This window comes from Bacteroidia bacterium, assembly GCA_037045145.1.
Taxonomy (GTDB): Bacteria; Bacteroidota; Bacteroidia; order AKYH767-A; family OLB10; genus OLB10.
Genome location: JBAOIA010000012.1, coordinates 371,916 through 388,864 on the forward strand (window position 1 = coordinate 371,916; position 16,949 = coordinate 388,864).

Annotated in this window: 18 protein-coding genes; 12 read left to right on the forward strand and 6 right to left on the reverse strand. The window is 36.3% G+C overall.

Going from position 1 to position 16,949, the window contains the following annotated elements; all coding sequences use genetic code 11:
- Window positions 1–14 precede the first annotated feature (14 nt).
- Both rimO and V9G42_10950 read right to left on the reverse strand, forming a co-directional pair.
- Window positions 15–1,322, reverse strand: a complete 1,308-nt coding sequence (gene rimO, locus V9G42_10945; GenBank protein MEI2759933.1) for a 30S ribosomal protein S12 methylthiotransferase RimO — start codon at window positions 1,320–1,322, stop codon at window positions 15–17.
- Window positions 1,323–1,325: 3 nt separating this feature from the next.
- On the reverse strand, window positions 1,326–1,829 hold the full coding sequence (locus V9G42_10950) for a hypothetical protein (protein MEI2759934.1): 504 nt from the start codon (window positions 1,827–1,829) through the stop codon (window positions 1,326–1,328).
- Between the two features lie 216 nt (window positions 1,830–2,045).
- Here V9G42_10950 and V9G42_10955 point away from each other — a divergent pair, with 216 nt between their 5' ends.
- The 8 genes from V9G42_10955 (at window position 2,046) to V9G42_10990 (ending at window position 9,312) form a co-directional block, all read left to right on the forward strand.
- Complete coding sequence (locus V9G42_10955) at window positions 2,046–2,804, forward strand: 5'-nucleotidase (GenBank protein MEI2759935.1); 759 nt, start codon at window positions 2,046–2,048, stop codon at window positions 2,802–2,804.
- The gene (locus V9G42_10960; protein ID MEI2759936.1) at window positions 2,794–3,729 is read left to right on the forward strand and encodes a metallophosphatase; all 936 of its coding nucleotides are present in this window, start codon (window positions 2,794–2,796) and stop codon (window positions 3,727–3,729) included. The genes V9G42_10955 and V9G42_10960 overlap by 11 nt, the downstream gene beginning before the upstream one ends.
- 162 nt (window positions 3,730–3,891) lie before the next feature.
- Complete coding sequence (dnaA, locus tag V9G42_10965) at window positions 3,892–5,340, forward strand: chromosomal replication initiator protein DnaA (GenBank protein MEI2759937.1); 1,449 nt, start codon at window positions 3,892–3,894, stop codon at window positions 5,338–5,340.
- Between the two features lie 13 nt (window positions 5,341–5,353).
- Window positions 5,354–5,815 carry a low molecular weight protein-tyrosine-phosphatase gene (locus tag V9G42_10970; protein MEI2759938.1) on the forward strand — a complete coding sequence of 154 codons (462 nt, stop codon included), beginning with the start codon at window positions 5,354–5,356 and terminating at the stop codon, window positions 5,813–5,815.
- Window positions 5,793–6,527 (forward strand): SAM-dependent methyltransferase, encoded by a 735-nt coding sequence (locus V9G42_10975; protein ID MEI2759939.1) that lies wholly within the window; start codon window positions 5,793–5,795, stop codon window positions 6,525–6,527. Before V9G42_10970 ends, V9G42_10975 begins: the two co-directional genes overlap by 23 nt.
- A gap of 10 nt (window positions 6,528–6,537) precedes the next feature.
- On the forward strand, window positions 6,538–7,209 hold the full coding sequence (locus tag V9G42_10980) for a hypothetical protein (GenBank protein MEI2759940.1): 672 nt from the start codon (window positions 6,538–6,540) through the stop codon (window positions 7,207–7,209).
- Entirely contained in the window at window positions 7,206–8,171 is a 966-nt protein-coding gene (locus tag V9G42_10985) for a hypothetical protein (GenBank protein ID MEI2759941.1), read from the forward strand. Before V9G42_10980 ends, V9G42_10985 begins: the two co-directional genes overlap by 4 nt.
- A 100-nt stretch (window positions 8,172–8,271) precedes the next feature.
- On the forward strand, window positions 8,272–9,312 hold the full coding sequence (locus V9G42_10990) for an FAD-dependent oxidoreductase (GenBank protein MEI2759942.1): 1,041 nt from the start codon (window positions 8,272–8,274) through the stop codon (window positions 9,310–9,312).
- A 1-nt stretch (window position 9,313) separates the two neighbouring features.
- Here V9G42_10990 and V9G42_10995 read toward each other — a convergent pair whose 3' ends face one another.
- The 4 genes from V9G42_10995 to V9G42_11010 all read right to left on the reverse strand — a co-directional run bounded on the left by V9G42_10995 (window position 9,314) and on the right by V9G42_11010 (window position 13,966).
- Window positions 9,314–10,489 carry a proline dehydrogenase family protein gene (locus V9G42_10995; protein ID MEI2759943.1) on the reverse strand — a complete coding sequence of 392 codons (1,176 nt, stop codon included), beginning with the start codon at window positions 10,487–10,489 and terminating at the stop codon, window positions 9,314–9,316.
- A gap of 201 nt (window positions 10,490–10,690) precedes the next feature.
- Window positions 10,691–11,488, reverse strand: coding sequence for a diadenylate cyclase CdaA (gene cdaA, locus V9G42_11000; GenBank protein ID MEI2759944.1), 798 nt, complete (start codon window positions 11,486–11,488; stop codon window positions 10,691–10,693).
- 133 nt (window positions 11,489–11,621) lie between these two features.
- Complete coding sequence (locus V9G42_11005; GenBank protein MEI2759945.1) at window positions 11,622–12,857, reverse strand: M48 family metallopeptidase; 1,236 nt, start codon at window positions 12,855–12,857, stop codon at window positions 11,622–11,624.
- A complete protein-coding gene (locus tag V9G42_11010) occupies window positions 12,848–13,966 on the reverse strand; it encodes an acyloxyacyl hydrolase (GenBank protein ID MEI2759946.1) in 1,119 nt (372 codons plus the stop codon). The genes V9G42_11005 and V9G42_11010 overlap by 10 nt, the downstream gene beginning before the upstream one ends.
- 27 nt (window positions 13,967–13,993) lie before the next feature.
- Here V9G42_11010 and mazG point away from each other — a divergent pair, with 27 nt between their 5' ends.
- The 4 genes from mazG (at window position 13,994) to V9G42_11030 (ending at window position 16,941) form a co-directional block, all read left to right on the forward strand.
- Window positions 13,994–14,779: a nucleoside triphosphate pyrophosphohydrolase gene (gene mazG / locus V9G42_11015; protein ID MEI2759947.1), complete on the forward strand. Its 786-nt coding sequence runs from the start codon at window positions 13,994–13,996 to the stop codon at window positions 14,777–14,779.
- Between the two features lie 2 nt (window positions 14,780–14,781).
- The gene (trmD, locus tag V9G42_11020; GenBank protein MEI2759948.1) at window positions 14,782–15,468 is read left to right on the forward strand and encodes a tRNA (guanosine(37)-N1)-methyltransferase TrmD; all 687 of its coding nucleotides are present in this window, start codon (window positions 14,782–14,784) and stop codon (window positions 15,466–15,468) included.
- Window positions 15,469–15,593: 125 nt separating this feature from the next.
- Window positions 15,594–15,965, forward strand: coding sequence for a 50S ribosomal protein L19 (gene rplS, locus V9G42_11025; protein ID MEI2759949.1), 372 nt, complete (start codon window positions 15,594–15,596; stop codon window positions 15,963–15,965).
- A 262-nt stretch (window positions 15,966–16,227) separates the two neighbouring features.
- On the forward strand, window positions 16,228–16,941 hold the full coding sequence (locus V9G42_11030) for a DsbA family oxidoreductase (protein MEI2759950.1): 714 nt from the start codon (window positions 16,228–16,230) through the stop codon (window positions 16,939–16,941).
- Window positions 16,942–16,949: the final 8 nt, after the last annotated feature.

The following is a 16,949-nucleotide window of genomic DNA, read 5'->3' on the forward strand; positions in this document are numbered from 1 at the left end:
CTTGTAAAAAAAGTTTAACTAAGTGTACCATATAAATCAAACGCCTCGGCAGAAGTAATTTTTATATTGGCGAAATCACCTACACGTACATAATTTTCATTAGCATCTACTAAAACTTCATTATCAACTTCCGGTGAATCATACTCTGTTCTTCCAACAAAATAGTTCCCTTCTTTCCTGTCGAAAAGTGTTTTGAAACTTTTTCCGATTTTTTTCTGATTTATGCTGTCAGAAATATTCTGTTGTACCTGCATCAATTCGTCTAATCTGCGTTGCTTGGTTGTTTCATCAACATCATCATTCAATGTGTAAGCATGCGTGTTTTCCTCATGCGAATAAGTAAAAACTCCCACCCTCTCAAATCGTAATTCTTCAAGAAAACGTATTAATGTTTCATGATCCTGCTCTGTCTCGCCCGGATAACCCGAAATGAATGTTGTACGAATGGCAATATTTGGAATTTTATTTCGCACGGTGTCTAACAACGCCCTTGTTTTATCACTTGTAATTCCCCTGCGCATACTCTTTAACATACTGTCACTGGCATGCTGAAGTGGAATATCTAAATACTTACAAATTTTATTTTCTCTTTGCATTACATCAAGGACATCAAGTGGAAACCCTGAAGGAAATGCATAATGCAGGCGAATCCACTCAATACCATCAACGGTGCACAACTGCTCCATCAAACTCGCAAGTTTTCTTTCCTTATAAATGTCCAATCCATAAAATGTAGAATCTTGTGCTATAAGCAGTAATTCTTTTGTGCCTTTGGCTGCTAAAATTTTTGCTTCCTGCACCAACTCTTCTATTGGTTTTGAAATATGTGCACCGCGCATCAATGGAATGGCACAAAAAGAACAAGGACGGTCGCAACCCTCTGAAATTTTCATATAGGCAAAATGACGTGGTGTTGTTACCAACCGCTCTCCAATCAACTCATGCTTATAGTCTGCTCCAAGTGTTTTAAGAAGTAATGGTAAATCACGTGTTCCAAAAATGTTGTCAATTCCTTTAATCTCTTTCTCTAAATCGGGTTTGTATCTTTCGGAAAGGCAACCTGTAACAATCAACTTTTCGATTTTACCTTTTTCCTTCTCCTTTGCATAATGTAGAATTGTGTCTATTGACTCTTGTTTTGCATTATCAATAAAACCACAGGTATTTATAATTACAATTTCTGCTTGTCGTTTCGACTCATGCTCCACTTCTATTTCATTGGCACGTAGCTGCCCCATCAGCACTTCGGAATCAACTACGTTTTTACTGCAACCAAGAGTAACAACGTTAACCTTTAACTGTTTGGATGTTTTTGTTCTCATGGCTTAAAAAGTCTTTTTAAAATCAGATTCCGGATAATTTATTTTTACTACATCATCATTTATCAATGTATTGAGAAAATCTATCATCCTTGCATAATTTTTAACGTAGGCATTTGAAGCTTTACTGAAATGCTGTTTCAACCCTATTCTTATTTCAAGCTCAATTACTCTCGGAAAATGATCGGATGAGATATAACCGAAGTTTGCATAATCATCAAAGTATTCTTTTTGCAATGAGTCAACCGGAAAATCTTTTAAAAAGTTTCTGATTGATTTCTTTTGTTTTGATTTCAATTTCTTTGCTAAATAAACTACACGCGATTTACCATAGTCGGAAACACCACTTATTTTCACACTGTCATCCTTTAACAAATATTCATAAGAGGTAAACTGCAAGTTTCTGTTATCAGAAACCTTTATTCGGAATGATTTGTCTGTACGCTGTGCAAAACCACTGATACTGAACAGAACAAGTACAACAAGTATTAATTTAAAGCGAAGGTGCATGAAATAATGATATTGAGTTCTTTATAATGGCGCAAAGTTATCAATTCTGTACTTGTGCAGCAATGACATGGCTAATAAACATATAAGAGAATGAGATTGGCATAAAATAAAAATAGGATTGAAAAAAACCGATTCCAAAAAAAATATTTTTTTTTAACCATTTCATATAATTTGGTTCATTACTTTTAGCATTCAATTTTGAGAACCTTTACCAGTATGTCTTTCCGAAATATTTTACTTGCTATTGCGATTATATTTTCATCATGCAAACAAAGTGCACACTTAGTAAAAACAGAAACCACCACCTACCCTCTTAATAAACCCGGCTACACCCAAGTTGATTCCTCAATCTTAAATTCGTATTCATCCTATAAGCACACCATTGATTCCATTATGGATCGTGTAATTATTGTTAGTGAAATGAGCATGCAGAAAAAGACTCCAGAAGGTTTACTTGGAAATTTCACTGCAGATGCAGCATTAAAACAAGTGGAAAACGATTTCCATGATAATAGCTTTTCTAAAATTGATTTCTGTTTTCTGAACAATGGCGGTTTGCGAGCAGCACTGCCCAAAGGCGATATTACCATAGGTAATATATACTCGTTGATGCCATTTGAAAACGAAATGGTATTGCTGGTATTGAATGGAGAAACAACCTCAAAACTTATCAATTTTATTGCGGCTAAAGGGGGTATGCCCGTGTCCGGATTAACAATGCGCATTCATGATTCAAACGTAACAGAAGCTAAAATTCAAGGTATGCCATTCGACAGTTCTAAAAGTTATGTTGTGGCAACATCTGATTATCTTGCCAATGGTGGTGACAATTTATCTTTTTTATCAGATGCAGAAAAAAAAATATCTACAGGAATGAAACTTCGTGACCTACTCATTAAATACCTGGAAGAAAAAAATAAAAAAGGAGAAAAATTATCTGCTAAAATTGAAGGGAGGATTATTTATGACAAATAGAAGAGATTTTATAAGAACATTTGCTGTGGGCGTTGCAGGACTCAATCTCACGGGATTACCATTTCAGGCATTGGCAAAAAGAAGGGTTACAAAAATAACCATACTCCATACCAACGATGTTCACAGCCACATAGATCCATTTCCGGCCAACGACCCAAAATATCCTGGTCTTGGCGGGGTAGCACAACGTGCTGCTATTATTAATGATATCAGAAATAAAGAACGTAATGTTTTACTTCTTGATGCAGGTGATATTTTTCAGGGTACACCTTACTTTAATTTATTTGGTGGCGAAGTAGAACTAAAATTGATGTCGCAACTTGGATATGATGCCGGCACTATTGGAAATCACGACTTTGACAATGGTGTTGATGGACTGTCAAGTCAATTGAAACATGCAAACTTCCCTCTAATAGTTTGCAATTACGATTTCAAAGGAACATCTATGGCGGGTAAAACCATTCCTTATAAAATATTTGAAAAAGAAGATGTACGAATTGGAGTATTCGGCCTCGGAATTGAACTGGAAGGGTTGGTTGACAAGAAAATGTATGGAGAAACAAAATATCTTGACCCCTTGGAGAAAGCCGCAGAAACTGCACATCATTTAAAATTCAATGAGAAGTGCGATTTAATTATTTGCCTCTCACACTTAGGCTATAGATACCCAAATAAAAAGGTAAGTGATGATGTTTTGGCAAAGAAATCGCTCAATATAGATTTAATAATCGGTGGTCATACGCATACATTCATTGACAAACCATTCGTATATAAAAATCGTGACAATAAAGATGTTTTGGTGGCTCAGGTCGGTTGGGCAGGAATAAAATTAGGCAGAATTGATTTTTTTGTTGATAAAAAAATGCGTACATTGACAGCCGATAGCACTACGTTAAAAGTTTTGAATTATGCAAGAGCAATTTAATTTTTTTTTCAAAAATATTCACAGCATATTTGCACCTCGATTAAAAAACGAGAACCACCAAAAAATAATTTTTGAATTTTATCTTACAATTGAAAATTTACTTCTATCTTTAAAAACCAAATTTTACCTCAAACCAATACTTAACTTTTAAAATTACAATTAGTGTTGAAACAGACAGAGAAAAATGTTGAAAAAGTGTGGGAAAATTGCTTGAAGCTTATACGCGACAATGTAAGTCCACAAAATTTTAAAACATGGTTTGAACCTATCAAGCCGGTAAAACTAGAAAAGCACGTACTTACTATTGAAGTACCCAGCCAGTTTGTCTATGAATGGCTCGAAGAGCATTTTATACAACTGTTGCGCAAAAGCATTAAAAAAGAATTAGGTGCTGAAGGCCGTTTGGAATACTCTATCCTGATGGAGAATAACATGAACAGCTCAAAACCTTATGCAGTGAAAATTCCTGCAAAAGGTACAGGCAACCTAAAAAATCCTCAGGTAGCAATGCCGGTTAGTTTAAATACAACCATAAAAAATCCATTCATTGTTCCTGGACTAAAAAAGATTGATGTTGACTCACAACTGAATCCTAATTATTCTTTTGACAATTTTATTGAAGGAGATTGTAACCGTCTTGCACGCTCTGCAGGTTATGCTGTTGCCAACAAACCCGGTGGAACTTCTTTTAATCCATTATTATTATATGGTGGAACAGGATTAGGAAAAACACATCTTGCTCATGCCATAGGCATTGAAATAAAAAATAATTTCCAGAATAAGACTGTACTTTATGTTCCTGCCGACAGGTTCATGAATCAGTTTGTTGATGCAGTAAAAAACAATTCACCAAACGACTTTGTACATTTTTATCAAATGATGGATGTTTTAATAATTGACGATATTCATTTTCTTGCTGGTAAAGAAAGAACACAGGATGTCTTCTTCCATATCTTTAATCACCTCCATCAGAATAATAAACAGATAATTCTAACCTCTGATAAAGCACCGGTTGATTTACAAGGTATTGAACAACGTTTATTATCTCGCTTTAAATGGGGGTTGTCTGCCGACCTGCAGTCGCCAGATTTAGAAACACGCATTGCCATCCTGAAAAGGAAAATGTATAATGACGGCATTGAATTACCTACTGAAATTGTTGAATATATTGCTTATAGTATTACAACAAACATCAGAGAGCTTGAAGGTGCACTCATTTCTATCATTGCACAGACTTCATTAAATAAAAAACCTATCACTCTTGAACTTGCCAAGCAAATGATTGACAAGTTTGTGAAAAATACTGTACATGAAATTTCTATTGACTATATTCAAAAAATAGTATGTGATTATTTTGAATTGCCTTTAGAAACTTTAAAATCAAAAACACGCAAGCGTGAAGTGGTTCAGGCACGTCAGTTGGCAATGTATTTTTCTAAGAGCCTCACAAAATCATCTCTTTCAGCAATTGGTGCACATTGTGGAGGCAAAGACCATGCAACTGTTTTACATGCATGCCGTACAGTCAACAACCTGATGGAGACTGATAAAAAATTCAAAGGCTATATTAGCGATCTGCAAAAGCGAATAAATCTTAATCACAAAAATTAAGGTGAAAATTTTGATGGTTTGCCTCGGCAACATCTGCCGTTCTCCAATTGCCGAGGGCATAATGCAAAATAAACTCAATCAGGCAGGTATTGCTGCCCAAGTTGATTCGGCCGGTTTGATAAACTATCACACCGGTGAGTTACCTGATAAACGTTCAATAGCTGTTGCCGCCAAATATGGAATTGACATTTCAGTGCAAAGGGCTCGTAGTTTTACCAAAGATGATATCAAAAATTTTGACTACATCTTTGCAATGGATAACAATAATTACGAAAACCTGTTGGAATATGCCAATGATGCAACTGAGGCAAAACGTATTCATCTTTTATTAGATTATGCAGGACTGGGCAAAAAAACTGTTCCCGATCCCTACTATGGCGATCAAAGTGATTTTGAGCATGTATTTAGCTTACTTGACGATGCTTGTCAACGCATTTTGAAAAAGTTTGCTTATGCTCAATCCGCACTTGTCTGACAAAAAAACAAAAGGAATTTTATACCTTATTCCTACTGCTATTGGTAGCATTCAGGCAATAGATTATCTGCCTCAAACTGTTATTGAAATTATTCATTCATTGGATGAGTTTATTGTCGAGAATTCAAAATCAGCCCGACAGTTTCTTAAACATTGCAACATCCCTACACCACAACAGCAACTCATCATTCATGAACTCAACAAGCATGACGGCAACGTTTTTGAAACATCATTTTTCAGTAACCTGCTTTCAGGAAAAAACGTTGGTATGCTGAGCGATGCAGGCTGTCCTGCTGTTGCCGATCCTGGTGCATTAATTGTAGCCGAAGCACATAAATTGCAAATAAAGGTAGTGCCACTTTCAGGCCCATCATCTATACTTTTAGCACTAATGGCTTCTGGACTCAATGGGCAGCAGTTTGCTTTTAATGGCTATCTGCCAAAAGAAAAAACAGAACGTAATAATGCAATAAAAAAAGCAGAGAAAGAATCTGCACAACGCAATCAAACACAAATATTTATTGAAACACCCTATCGCAATAATGCTTTGTTTGATGATTTTCTGAATAACCTGCAACCATCAACCCGTCTTTGCATAGCTTCTGCATTGCAGTGTGAAAATGAAAAAATTAAGACACAAAGAATTTCTGAATGGAAAAAACAACAACCGGAGTTGAACAAACACCCTGTTGTTTGGCTATTTTTGGCTTAATATTTATTAAATGGTAGCACTCCTGAATTTTCTACTCATTACTATAATCTCATGCTTTGTGCTATCCTTGATTTTACTCATGGTAAGCCCACGCATTCCTGTACTTTTTAGCTATATTGCCATTGCCTTGCACATAACTTCAATTGCTCTGTATTTGATTTATAGAAACGCTGTACACGAAGAAAGAGTAGTCATGCTTTTTGCTGCTATTATATGTAGTGGCATTATTCCATTTACACTCATTGTCAGACGAAAATTTCCCCTTATTTTAAAAATATATTTCGGTGTTTTTATGCTGAGTTTGCCTTTGTTTATAATAGCGCCATCTAAAATGCTTACTATTCTGAGTATGGGTTACCTGAACACAGAAAATGCACATGAGATGCTTCTAAACAAGAACTACTACCTCTTGAAAGAACAAGGCTTAATCAAACAAAACAACAATGAAGCTACCTTTAAGGTTGTAAAGAGAATAGGTATCTTTAACAAAACCCTTGCACGAAATATTTTTATTGGTTTTATGCCAGATTCTGCAAAAATTTTATTTTTAGACGAAAAATCGGAAATTCGCCTCCGTACATACAAGCATAGTAAAACAGAAATTGATAGCTTAGATATTACAACAAAAACTATATCATCACGCGACACCATTTTGAAAATCATAAAAACACAACATAAATGACACGATTCTATTTATCAGTACTTACAATTTTTTCTGTACTGACAACATCTGCACAACAAATGTCAACAGATATTTTTCTAACAAGCTTTGGCATGAACCGCGAAGGACAATATTTTTTTACTGCTCCGCTGAATATCACACATCGCCCCGGATATGACAATCAACCTTCATTTTCTAAAGACGGCAGTAAAGTTTATTATGTAGCCTATTACGACACTTTACAGAGTGATATTTTTGTTTATAACCTTGAAGACAGCACCAACACAAGGCTGACAGAAACACCTGAAAGTGAATTTTCACCACGGGTGACGACAGATGATTTAGGATTTACTGTTGTGAGAGTTGATGCAGATAAAGGTCAGCGTTTGTACAGAATACTAATGGATGGAACTAATGAATTTCAGCTTCTTGGTGTATCTGATTCTGTTGCCTATTACTGTATTGCAAATGACAGCACCTATGCTGTTGCTGATCTAAACAACAATGTAATGGAATTAAATATTTACGAAATGCCGGGTGAGCAATTTATCCCATTGGCAAAAAATATTGGACGCTGTATTGCTGTTATTCCTGACGGTGATAATGAAATAAGCTATGTTGACAAAGCAGACACCAACGGATATATGCTTATGTCGTTTTCAATAAATTCAGGATTGATTGGAAGTGTTTGCCAACTTAAAAAAGGTGTTGAAGATTATGTGTGGACAAAAGATGGTAAACTGCTTATCGGCTACGAAGGCAAATTGATGATGTTTGACCGTAGTAAGCCTGAGAACGGGTGGACAGAACTTGCAGACTTCAGTAAGTCGGTTGGGAATTTTTACAGAATTGCAATCAGTCAACAAGGAACTCAACTAGCATTGGTTGCCTACACCAAGGAAGATAAAAAACAAGATGCCACCAAAGATGATTCCGGCAAAAAAGATGAAAAGAAAAAACGTAAAAAGAAGAAAGATGAATAAAGCCGAATTTGTTATTGAACGCCTATAGCATTGTGTTCAACTCTCTTTTAAGCATCAGATTTACGAATTAAATTGCTATGACAAGAACAAACCTTCCCACATGAAAACTGATTTTATCATAGTCGGAAATGGTTTAGCCGGAAGTTTACTTGCATGGAATCTTTTACAGTTTGAAAAAAAAGTTGTAATTATTGATGAGTTCAATAACACCGCTGCATCACAGGTTTCGGCAGGAATTTTTTTACCGGTTACAGGAAGGCGCATTGTAAGAACATGGATGGCTGATGAACTCCTTGCAGAAGTAAAAGCACTCTTTTCTCAATTAGGAACACACTTTGGGGAAACTTATATTCATGAAATGCCGGTGGTGGAAATTCCGGCTTCTGTTAAAGAATGGAATGAATGGCAAAATCGTGCATCAAGTCACGACATCGGCAAATACATAAATTGCTTTTTAGCACCTGACACAATTGAATCTGTCCATTGCCCTTATGGTGCAATTGAATTAAAAAACAGTGGCTATGTAAATATTTCTGCATGTGTTAATGTTTTAAAAACCCAATACCTGAAGATGGGGATTATCCATTCAGAAAAATTCAACTTTAACGATTTACAATTTTCCAATAAAATAATTTATAAAAATATAGAAGCTCATAAAATAATTTTCTGTGAAGGTGCAGATGGCATCAGTAATCCATTTTTTAATTATCTGCCCTATCAGCTTTCCAAAGGAGAAATACTGACAATACGTTGCAATACACTTTCAGAAAAACAAATTATAAATCATGGCATTTTTATTCTGCCAATAGGCAATCAGTTGTTCAGAGTAGGCTCAACCTACGAATGGAATGATTTAACAACAGACACAACAGAAAGCGCCAGAAACACTTTAACCGAAAAGCTGCATGCAGTTTTGAAAACAGACTTTGAAATAGTTGATCAGAAAGCAGGCATCAGACCAAGTGTAAAAGAGAGAAGACCTTTTATCGGCATACATCCAAAACATAAAAACATTGGAATATTTAATGGGCTTGGCACAAAAGGTATTATGCTGGCACCTTATTTTTCAAAACATTTTGCCAGTCATCTTGCACACGATAAACCATTAATGGCAGATGTGGATATTGCTCGATTTTCTTAAACTATTTTTCTTTCTTACGTCTTTCAATCTCTTGCGTAATCATACTCAATTCGCGACCCATCTGACCACTCATACTGGTATTTTCAGCAGCACGTCTGAATAAATAAGGTAACACAGACACCACAGGTCCATAAGGCACATACTTACAAACGCAATAACCTGCATTGGCAAGATTAAAACTGATGTGGTCGCTCATGCCAAGCAGTTGGGAAAACCAAACACGCTCATCAGAATTTGCAATTCCTTTTTCTTCCATGAGTTTTGCGAGTAAGGCGCTGCTCTCTTCATTGTGTGTGCCTGCACAAACAGCAACCATGTCTATATTATCAATACACAACTTTACTGCTTCGTTGTAGTCATGATCACATGCTGCTTTATCGGGTTGTATTGGTGAAGGATAACCATTCGTTGTTGCGCGTTCTCTTTCTTTTTCCATATACGCACCACGCACTAATTTATATCCTACTTTGTAATTGCCTGAACGGGCTTTTGCAATATTCTCTTTCATAAATGCAACCCTGTCATGACGATAAAGTTGAACGGTATTAAAAATCAGCGTTTTTTCTTTATTGTATTTCAACATCATGTCATCAACCATGGTATCAATAGCATCCTGAATCCATGTTTCTTCAGCATCAATAAACAAACGCACACTATTCTCTGCTGCCGTCCTACAAATTGATTCAACTCTGGCTTTTAATCTCTGAAATTCTGCTTCTTCAGCTTCAGTAAGTAAAACCTGACTACTGACACGCTCTAACAAATCCATCCTGCCAACACCGGTAACCTTAAATACTGAAAACGGAATGTTCTTCTTTCCACTTGCATGCTTTACGGTTTTAACAATTTCTGCACAGCTATGATCAAAATCAGATTCGTTGTGGTGTCCTTCTACAGAATAATCCAAGATAGAGCCTACTCCAAATTTTCCTAGATTATTTATCGTTTCTGTGCATTGTTCAATGGTTTCTCCTCCACAAAAATGTTTGTAAATGGTAGCCCTTATCAATGGCTTAATAGGTAAACCCATTTTCAAAACTGCATTGGTGATTCCGGGACCAATTTTTACGAGAAAGTTAACATTGATGAGCTTGAATAACCAATAGGCTCTTTTAAGATCTGCATCGCTCTTATAAGCAAATGCAACCTTCAGATTGTTGAATGATACGGATGACATATTAAAAATTCTCTGCCAAAGATAGATGAATTAAAATATCCGCTAATCTAATTTCTGTAAGAGGCAAATATGATATTAATCAACAGCTTAACTTTATGATTTAACCATACTTTAACCAAATATTAAAATATGCAGGTATCTGCTCCGCAAGAAAGCCTTTACAAAATCAAAATTTCTATTTTGATATGATGGCAGCATACCTCACTCCATCAGTTCTTTTAATTTCTTTTCCAACTCATCTGGCGAAAGGTTGGCATAAAACGATCCACCTGCAGCAATAGAAATTTGTCCATTTTCTTCCGAAACTACCAGAGCAATTGCATCACTCTGTTCTGTTATACCCAATGCCGCTCTGTGACGCATTCCATAATTTGCAGGAACGTCCAAACTTTCTGTTACCGGCAAAACACAGCGTGCTGCACGAATTCTATTGCCACGAATGATGACAGCACCATCATGTAAAGGGCTATTTTTAAAAAAAATACTCTCTAAAAGCCGTTTGGAAACTTCGGCTTCCATAAAATCACCGGTACCTTCAAACAAATTCAAATCGGTTTTTCTGGTAACAACAATCAAAGCTCCTGTTTTTGTTTTTGACATTGAAACGCAGGCACGAACAATGGGCATTACACTTAACTCAACAGGTTGTTGCAGCTTGAAATTTCCATGAAAAAGATTTTTAAAAAAATCGCCACGGGTGAAAATGGTATTTGAGCCTACAAAAATTAAAAACCTCCGCAGCTCCTGCTGAAAAACAATGATGAGTGCAATGACCCCAACACCAATAAACTGTCCAAACAATGCACCAAGCAATTGCATATCGAGCACTTTCACAAAAAGCCACCAGAGAAAATATATAGTGAGAATACCAATCAGGATATTCATAGCAACACCACCTTTCAGCAAACGATAAAGTTTATACAGCACCCATGCTACAATTAATACATCAATTATATCAAGTAATCTTACTGTTAAAAATCCTATATGAAACAACTCCATGCCTGTAGCTATAGTTACAAATAACAGAAGTTTATTTCAACTTTACAGTTGTTTCATGATTTTTTTCGCACAATGTTGTTGACATTGCATGTTAAACCGCTATAACTTTAATTTTAAAAAGTAGAAATCAGAACTACACCTGCAACGCTTTTAACCGCTGCAATAAAGGCGGATGCGAGTAATAAAAGAATACATACATTGGATGCGGGGTAAGGTTTGACAAACTATCTGAACTGAGTTTTTTTAATGCACTTGCTAACGCTTCTGCACTGAATGTTACTCTTGCAAAATTATCCGCTTCAAATTCATTCTTTCTGGAATAAATATTCATCAGAATTCCTGTAATAAGTGATAAAGGCGAATACAATAAAGTAAACGCTATTAGACTTAATGCCAGGCTGTAGTCTGTTCCTCCCAAAGCTAATGAAAACCATTCATTATTGATAAAAACAGAAAGTAACCACAACATTAAAGCCGTTTGGAGTATAGAAAATATCATTGAAAAAAGTGTATGCTTTTTCTTGTAATGTCCCACTTCATGAGCCAACACAGCAACCAACTCATCTTTCGAATAATTATTTACCAGGGTGTCAAAAAGTACGATCTTTTTCTTTTTGCCTAATCCACTGAAAAACGCATTTGCTTTTGATGATCGTCTGCTTCCATCCATTACATAGAGGTTTGTAATTTCAAATTTGTTTTTCTGACAATAATTCTCAATTGCAGTACGCACTTCACCATCAGCCAACGGAGTAAGTTTATTGAACATTGGCAGAATCAACGAAGTGTAAAACATATTCAATAATACCATAAAGAAAGCAAAGACTACAAGCATGTAAATCCAAAAATCACTTCCTGTATATTGATAAAACAAAACAAACAAGGCCAATAGACTTCCACCTAATGCTCCGGCAAGAAAATATCCTTTAATTCTGTCTGAAATAAAGACAGCAAATGTTGTTTTGTTAAATCCATAACGTGCTTCAATTACGAAGGTGGAATAAAGAGAAAACGGTATGCTTATTAAATCACTGAAGAGTGCAAAAATTCCAAAAAACAGCAAAGTGGACCATAACAAATCTGTAGTAATACCATGTGTCCAGCCATCAAGCCAACCATAACCACCATAAATCAGAAAAAAGAATGATATGATAAACATGACTGTTTCACTAAGCATCCCAAAGCGGCTTTTCTCATGTTCATATTGTTGTGATTTTCTATACCTTTCTTCATCATAAAATTGTTTCAGTTCATCCGGTTGCTTTTCTGATAAATTTAATAAATTTAAAATAGACAAACTCATACTCAACAGATAATTCAGCACCAGTATTGACGCAATTACCCACAACAATAGTTCTTTTAATTCCATGCTTTTTTATTAAAATTATATCCTATCCCCCACTCTATAAAATCGGCTCTTGCAATATGTGTTTTCAAGTTGATGCAAGCAAACATTCCATCATAAATGCGGTAACGCATACCTAATCTGTTGTAGAACAAGCCATCTTTCTTCCAATCATTTTTTGCATAAACACCCATTTGCAGTATAACAGAAAAATCTGAAAAAATAATCTCATACGCTCCTGCAACACCTCCACGAAAATTTGACCACGTACCTTGTGTTTTCATGTCTTCATATTCAAGTCTGTAATTAATAGTCGGGTCATAAAACATATCAACGCTTATGCCTGCCGCTGATTTAGGGCTGTACTGTCTTAAAAATGCTGGAGAAAGCGTCCATGCATACCAGGTGCGTCCCGCTAGAGGATAAACCTGTTTAAATGCCCATGCTCCAAAAATCGTGAATCGGTTTCTATTTTCAAATGGCAGAGACTCTTGCTTGATAATACTTTTTGGCTCACCAAAAGAATGGCTGTAATGTAGTTGTGTCGAGATTAAATTAATACCGAGGTTTGGCATTGCTGTACTTCCATTTGAAAAATGCGTCAGCCCTATGGCAGGAGCTATTCTATCTCGTTTAGTAAACCAAAACTCCGAGTGAAGGTTAAATGCAATAACAGCATTCAGATGTGAGCCAATAGCTACGTTCTGATAATTTTCATTTCTGTTATAAGGTTTTGTAACATATCCCAATCCCCATCCAAATTGAAAATGCAGAAATGGCTTTTCTGACCTGCCGAGTGGAATGTCAATGTATGGATATACTACATGACCATAACCTAACTGTTCTTTATTTCCCAAACCAAAAAAACCATATTTAACTCCTGTTTCAGGAAAATGAAAATGTTGCTGCCATGTCCGCTTGCCATCTGCCTGATGTGATAATGTAATCATCATACCACCAAGATGGCTATGCTGCAGTGGTTGAACAGAAGGCCGGTGAGCCATTACAAAACCATAATGCCCCTCTGCGCCAAGTATCCACGTACCATGTGTGACTTGCTGCCCTTGTACAGCAACAGTCATCATGAGTAAAAATAGTGTGGACAGAAAACTAATGCCTTCTTTATGAATCATACCTTTGCAAAGAAAATGCTTTTAACAATGGAAGAAAAATTAAATGCCTTTAAAAGAATTTGTACCATCATGGACGAACTGCGTACACAATGCCCATGGGATAAAAAGCAAACTATTGAGTCGCTACGGCATCTCACCATTGAAGAGGTTTATGAATTGAGTGATGCCATCTTAGACAACAATTTGGAAGAGGTTAAAAAAGAATTGGGCGACATTATGCTGCATCTGATTTTTTATTCGCGCATAGCTGAAGAAAAAAACTTATTTAACATTGCTGATGTAATTAATACAGAATGTGAAAAATTAATTTCGCGTCATCCACATATTTATCCTGCTGCCGATGGACAAAAAATTGCTGTTGCCGATGAAGAAGAAGTAAAACGTAACTGGGAAAAGTTAAAAATGAAAGAAGGTAAGGAATCTGTATTAGAAGGAGTGCCACGCTCATTACCCAGTATGGTAAAAGCCCAACGCATCCAGGAGAAAGCTCGGGGTGCAGGTTTCGACTGGGAAAAACCCGAGCAGGTGTGGGAAAAAGTTGAAGAAGAGTTCAACGAATTTCAGGAAGCAGTGTCTCGCAAAGACCAAAAAGAAATGTCTGCCGAATTAGGAGATGTTTTATTCGCCTTAATCAATTACGCACGTTTTCACAACTTGAATCCTGATGAGGCATTAGAGCGCACTAACAGAAAATTTATTTCACGTTTCAGGTATATGGAAGAAAAGGTTAAGGAATCAGGAAAAACGTTACATGAACTATCGTTGGCGCAAATGGATGTTTTTTGGAACCAGGCCAAAACCACTGAAATCTGATGATGCACATTGATATTATAACAGTACATCCCGGTTTGCTTGAAGGCCCTTTCAGTCATTCTATTCTTAAAAGAGCCATTCAGAAAAATCTTGTTGAAATAAATATCATTAACCTTCGCGACTATGCCACCAACAAACATAAAAGCGTTGACGACTATGCCTTTGGCGGTGGTGCCGGAATGGTGATGATGATAGAACCTATTGACCACTGTATTGCAGACCTTAAATCAAAAAGAACTTATGACGAAGTCATCTATATGTCACCCGATGGCGAACAACTTAACCAGGGAATGAGCAATAGCCTGTCGCTGAAAAAAAACATCATCATCCTTTGTGGTCATTACAAAGGTGTTGATGAAAGAGTGCGGCAGCATCTTATTACACGCGAAATTTCTGTGGGCGACTATGTTCTTTCAGGTGGTGAACTACCCGCAGCTGTACTATGTGATAGTATCATCAGAATTATTCCGGGAGTATTAAATGATGAAACCTCGGCCCTGTCTGACTCTTTTCAGGATAACCTGCTGGCACCACCTGTTTATACCCGACCGGCAAATTACAAAGGCTGGGATGTTCCTGAAGTTCTTTTATCCGGTAATGAAAGCCTTATTAATGAATGGCGGCACCTACAAAGCCTGGAACGTACCCAAATAAGAAGACCGGACTTATCTGACAACAACAGCAAATAACTGTTTTTCAATAAAATGCGGTTTTTTAAATAAATTTTAAAAAGTTAGGAGAAATCTTATTTCCCTAAAGCTTTTTTTACTATTATTGCACTCCCAAAATTTATCATCATCAAAACATTAAAGCGATGGATTTAGTTAAATTAGCAGAAAAACAGTTAATACCGGTAAAAGATACTCCGGATTTCAAAGCTGGTGATACCATTACCGTTTTCTATAAAATTATTGAAGGTAATAAAGAGCGCGAGCAGCAGTTTCAAGGCGTAGTTATTCAACGTAAAGGACATGGAGCTACACAAACATTTACCGTTCGTAAAATTTCTAATGGTGTAGGTGTTGAACGTATTTTTCCACTGTACAGCCCTAAAATTACTAAAATTGATGTAAACAAACGCGGTGTTGTTCGTAGAGCAAGAATCTATTACCTGCGTAATGTTTCAGGTAAGGCTGCACGTATTGAAGAAAAAATTGTTAAGACAGCTGAGACCAAGAAAAAATAAAAAAGTTTCATTTTGATTTGTAGAAAAAGCCTCGTCAATAAGCGAGGCTTTTTTTGTGCCTGCCTTTTCAACGATGGAGAAAAGGCTCTTATATTCCTTAGGTTAAAGCACAAGGTTATCTGCAATACGTAATAACAATTCTGAATTATCAAATTATCTCCTTACCTAATTCTTCATCAACACTGTCAACAGTGGATAGCCATCACTTAAAAAACTATTTTCAGTAGTTGTTGTTTATCCGTCAAAATAATATTTAAAAAAAATGGTAATTGAAATCTGGAGCGACATTATGTGCCCCTTTTGCTACATCGGCAAACGTCACTATGAAAATGCATTAAAACAATTTGCAGGCAAGAATAATATAGAGTTGAAATGGAAAAGCTATTTGCTAGATCCTGAAACTCCACTGGAATTTGAGAAACCACTTAATGTTTATGAATATCTGGCCGAAAGAAAAGGCATCAGCCTTGCACAGTCGGTAAAAATGCATGAACATGTGGTTGCCATGGCCAAACAAGCAGGACTGGATTATCAACTAGACAAATTAGTAGTTGCCAATATGGTCAAGGCACATCGTGTTATTCAATTTTCAAAAAAGAAAGGACTTGCCGACCGGGTTGAAGAAAATATGTTTAACGCTTATTTTACCGAGGGAAAAAACCTTGCTGATGATGCTGAATTAATTGCTATTGGCATTGCATCAGGATTAACTAAAGAAGAGGTTACAACAGCATTGGCAGACGACCTTTATGCTTATGAAGTAGATCAGGATATTCAGGAAGCAAGAGCAATCGGTGTAACCGGAGTTCCTTTTTTTGTTTTCAACAGAAAGTACGCTATTTCAGGTGCGCAACCAACAGAAGTATTTCTCGACACATTGAACAAATCTTACAGTGAATGGCTTGAAACTAATCCGCAATCCGGTTTACAAATAACCTCTGGAGAAAGTTGCAGTACTGATGGTTGTGACTCATAAAACTTTTC

What these genes read in the sequence shown, in the direction of transcription:
- V9G42_10970 (MEI2759938.1), top strand. Translation starts at nt 5,354, where the DNA reads ATGGTTTGCCTCGGCAACATCTGCCGTTCTCCAATTGCCGAGGGCATA.
- V9G42_11030 (MEI2759950.1), top strand. Translation starts at nt 16,228, where the DNA reads ATGGTAATTGAAATCTGGAGCGACATTATGTGCCCCTTTTGCTACATC.
- V9G42_10975 (MEI2759939.1), top strand. Translation starts at nt 5,793, where the DNA reads ATGCTCAATCCGCACTTGTCTGACAAAAAAACAAAAGGAATTTTATAC.
- mazG (MEI2759947.1), top strand. Translation starts at nt 13,994, where the DNA reads ATGGAAGAAAAATTAAATGCCTTTAAAAGAATTTGTACCATCATGGAC.
- V9G42_10995 (MEI2759943.1), bottom strand. Translation starts at nt 10,489, where the DNA reads ATGTCATCCGTATCATTCAACAATCTGAAGGTTGCATTTGCTTATAAG.
- rplS (MEI2759949.1), top strand. Translation starts at nt 15,594, where the DNA reads ATGGATTTAGTTAAATTAGCAGAAAAACAGTTAATACCGGTAAAAGAT.
- V9G42_10960 (MEI2759936.1), top strand. Translation starts at nt 2,794, where the DNA reads ATGACAAATAGAAGAGATTTTATAAGAACATTTGCTGTGGGCGTTGCA.
- V9G42_10955 (MEI2759935.1), top strand. Translation starts at nt 2,046, where the DNA reads ATGTCTTTCCGAAATATTTTACTTGCTATTGCGATTATATTTTCATCA.
- V9G42_10985 (MEI2759941.1), top strand. Translation starts at nt 7,206, where the DNA reads ATGACACGATTCTATTTATCAGTACTTACAATTTTTTCTGTACTGACA.
- trmD (MEI2759948.1), top strand. Translation starts at nt 14,782, where the DNA reads ATGCACATTGATATTATAACAGTACATCCCGGTTTGCTTGAAGGCCCT.
- rimO (MEI2759933.1), bottom strand. Translation starts at nt 1,322, where the DNA reads ATGAGAACAAAAACATCCAAACAGTTAAAGGTTAACGTTGTTACTCTT.
- V9G42_10980 (MEI2759940.1), top strand. Translation starts at nt 6,538, where the DNA reads ATGGTAGCACTCCTGAATTTTCTACTCATTACTATAATCTCATGCTTT.
- V9G42_11005 (MEI2759945.1), bottom strand. Translation starts at nt 12,857, where the DNA reads ATGGAATTAAAAGAACTATTGTTGTGGGTAATTGCGTCAATACTGGTG.
- V9G42_11010 (MEI2759946.1), bottom strand. Translation starts at nt 13,966, where the DNA reads ATGATTCATAAAGAAGGCATTAGTTTTCTGTCCACACTATTTTTACTC.
- V9G42_10950 (MEI2759934.1), bottom strand. Translation starts at nt 1,829, where the DNA reads ATGCACCTTCGCTTTAAATTAATACTTGTTGTACTTGTTCTGTTCAGT.
- V9G42_10990 (MEI2759942.1), top strand. Translation starts at nt 8,272, where the DNA reads ATGAAAACTGATTTTATCATAGTCGGAAATGGTTTAGCCGGAAGTTTA.
- cdaA (MEI2759944.1), bottom strand. Translation starts at nt 11,488, where the DNA reads ATGGAGTTGTTTCATATAGGATTTTTAACAGTAAGATTACTTGATATA.